The following is a 2740-nucleotide window of genomic DNA, read 5'->3' as shown; positions in this document are numbered from 1 at the left end:
CACGCTCCCGGAGCCGTTGCACGCGCACGTAGCGGTACCGCTTGCCGACCCGCCGGAACCCGGTCGCCAGCACCAGCCCCGCCGCGACACTGCCTGCCGCACAGACGATCACGCCGAGCAGTGTGGGCTCGTGCCCCAGCAGCACCCAGGACGCTCCGACGGCCGCCACGCCGAGCAGGCCCATGCTGAGGGCGAGCCCGACGGTGGAGGCGAACCGCGCGCTCCCACGGCGCAGCGTCCGCGCATTGGATTCGGCGTACGCACCGGCGAACAACAGCAGTAGCAGCAGTCCGACGGCCGTGGCCGTAGTCGTGGACCGCTGCTGTGTCCGCACTCCGAACCTGTAGACGGCCGTCTCGGACCCGTTGCGCGACAATGCCAATTCCCCGGTCAACCGCCCAGCCAGCACATACTTGTTCACCGGCGCGGCCGCCTCCCCCGCCCCACCCTGCAACGTCGCGACCTGTCCCCCGACGCCGACCCCGAGCACATCCACCGAAAGCTTCGCCGAATCCGCGTCACTCCCGCTGACCGCGATCGCCACCGGCTTCGACAGGTCGAGCTCCACAGTCCCGGCCGCCGGATCCGCCCCGCCGATCCGAATCATCCCGGCAGGCGGCACATCCCGATCCGCCGCACCCACCCCCAACAGCGCGGCCGCCCCGGTCGCGACAATCAGAACCGCCGCCGCCAGGAACGGCACCCGAGGCGACGGCAACGTCACTACCCGCTGCACCGGCACCAAATCCCCCCGCGACACCTCGACGAGCCGCACCCCACCATGCTGAATCGGCTCTCTGGGCCGCACCGGCGTCATTCCCCCGGCCGACCCGGGTCCTACCGGCCCGGGCGGTGGTGGTGTCGCAATCCCACCGACCGGCGGCGTGCCCGGCCCGCGTGGTGAACGCAGTGTCGGCGCGCTGCGCGAGCCCGCTGCGGCCGGTAATGCGTTCGTACCGCCAGAGGCCGCTGGCCGAGGAGGCTGAGCATCGCGCCCTGGCGGGATCGGGGGCTGTCGCGGTCCGTCACCGGGCTGTGCACCGGCGGTCGGGGCGTACGGCGAATGACGGGGCGGGTTCGATTGCGGGGCGGGCGTTATCGCGCCGGGGCCACCGGTCGTCGCACCCGGAGGCGGGGCTACCCGGCCGGGGCGCCGAGTCATCGGGCCACGCGATCGATCCATCGGGCCGGGCGGTGGGGTCCTGGGGCCGGGCGGTGGCGGGCCGGGTTGGGGGGTCCACAGGCTGGATTGGGGGGTGTTCTGGCGGGGCGGTGGGGTGAGGGGGCCTGGCTGGCGGGGGTGGGGGCGGGAGCCGCCGGTGGCGGCGGCGACGATGGTGTCGGCGCCGATGACCGGGATGCCCACGGGGGTGAGCCAATTCGCGCCCCAGAGGTGGGCGGCGGGTTCGGCGAGGGCGATGCCGAAGGTTTCGGCGGAGTCGTAGCGGTCGGCGGGGTCGGGGGCGAGGCCGCGCATGACGGCTTCGGCGATGGGGTGGGGGATGAAGGGGGCGACGTCGGTGAGGGGGACGGGGTCGCCGTAGGCGTGGGCGAAGAGCAGGGCGAGGGCGTCGGAGCCGGTCGGGAACGGGAGCATGCCGGAGAGCAGCTGGTAGAGCATGGTGGCGAGGGCGTAGACGTCGGTGGCGGGGGAAAGCTGCTGGCCGCGAACCTGTTCGGGGGCGATGTAGGACGGGGTGCCGATGATCTCGCCCGCCCGGGTCACCAGGGTCTCCTCATCGCCGACGATCTTGGCGATGCCGAAGTCGGTGAGTTTCAACGTGCCGTTGGCGGCGAACATGAGATTGGAGGGCTTCACGTCGCGGTGCAGGATGCCGCCGCGATGGGCCGCGTCCAGCCCGGCGGCGCACGAGAGCGCCACGGCGAGGGCGGCGGTGGCCTCGAATCCCGCGGTGATGAAACGGTTCTCGACGGTGCCGCCGGGCAGGTACTCGAGCACCAGCAGGCACAGGTCCTCGTGCTCGACATAGTCGTACACCGGCACCACGTGCGGATGGTCCAGCGCCGCCATCACCCGCGCCTCGGCCACGAAGCGCCGCCGCACCTGCATATCGTCGGCGAACTGCGGCGGGATCTGTTTGATGGCGACCCGCCGCCCGAGCCCCCGATGCACCCCGGCCAGCACCACCCCGCACCCGCCGCGCCCGATCTGCCCGCCGACCTCGTACCCGGGCAGCGCCGCCCGCACCCGCGCCAGCTCGGGATCGGTGGGATTCCCCGCGCTCATTGCCCCGCACCCCCGCTCGCTTCGCCCGGCAGGCTGCGAATCGTCGGTTCATCGTCGCCGGGCGGCGGCAGCGGTGTTCCCGGTTTGCCCAGATCCACGCCGTGTCCGAGGGTCGTGTCACCGAAGGCGCGCGGACCCATCACGGTCGGCAGTCCACCCGAGTTCGGGTCCATGGCCGATGCGAGCGGGCCGTTGCCCGGATACAGGGCACCGGTGTTGATCTTCTGGGTCTGCGCATCCGCCCCCGGAATGGGTTGGCTGTACGCCTGATTCGGCTGACTCGACGGTCCTTGCGGCTCGAGGTCCCGGAAGGTCCCGCCGGGCTGCTGCGGGGTCAGGTTGGGGTACGTCCCGCCGTAAGGCGGATTGGGCCCGGGTCCGGCCGGGAACAGGGCCGGGCCCGAAGCCGACCGGTCCCACGGCGGGCTGGTCCTCAAGACCGAGCTGGCCTCCGAAATGCCCGGCGCGGCACAGCGTCGCCGCGATCTCGGC

At 72.7% G+C, this 2740-nt stretch carries 1 protein-coding gene and 1 pseudogene; both read right to left on the bottom strand.

The genetic code is table 11. The features are described 5' to 3' along the window. Positions 1-2248: protein kinase domain-containing protein (locus ACWELQ_RS43090; RefSeq protein WP_452402748.1), on the bottom strand; the 2248-nt coding region annotated here is incomplete at its 3' end. Then, positions 2245-2740: pseudogene (locus tag ACWELQ_RS43085) on the bottom strand (hypothetical protein); the annotation flags it as partial. The gene ACWELQ_RS43090 and the pseudogene ACWELQ_RS43085, both read right to left, overlap by 4 nt.

It is taken from the genome of Nocardia sp. NPDC004722, from assembly GCF_053601505.1.
Note: the sequence above shows the minus strand (reverse complement) of the source record. Positions and strands in the feature narration are given on the sequence as shown.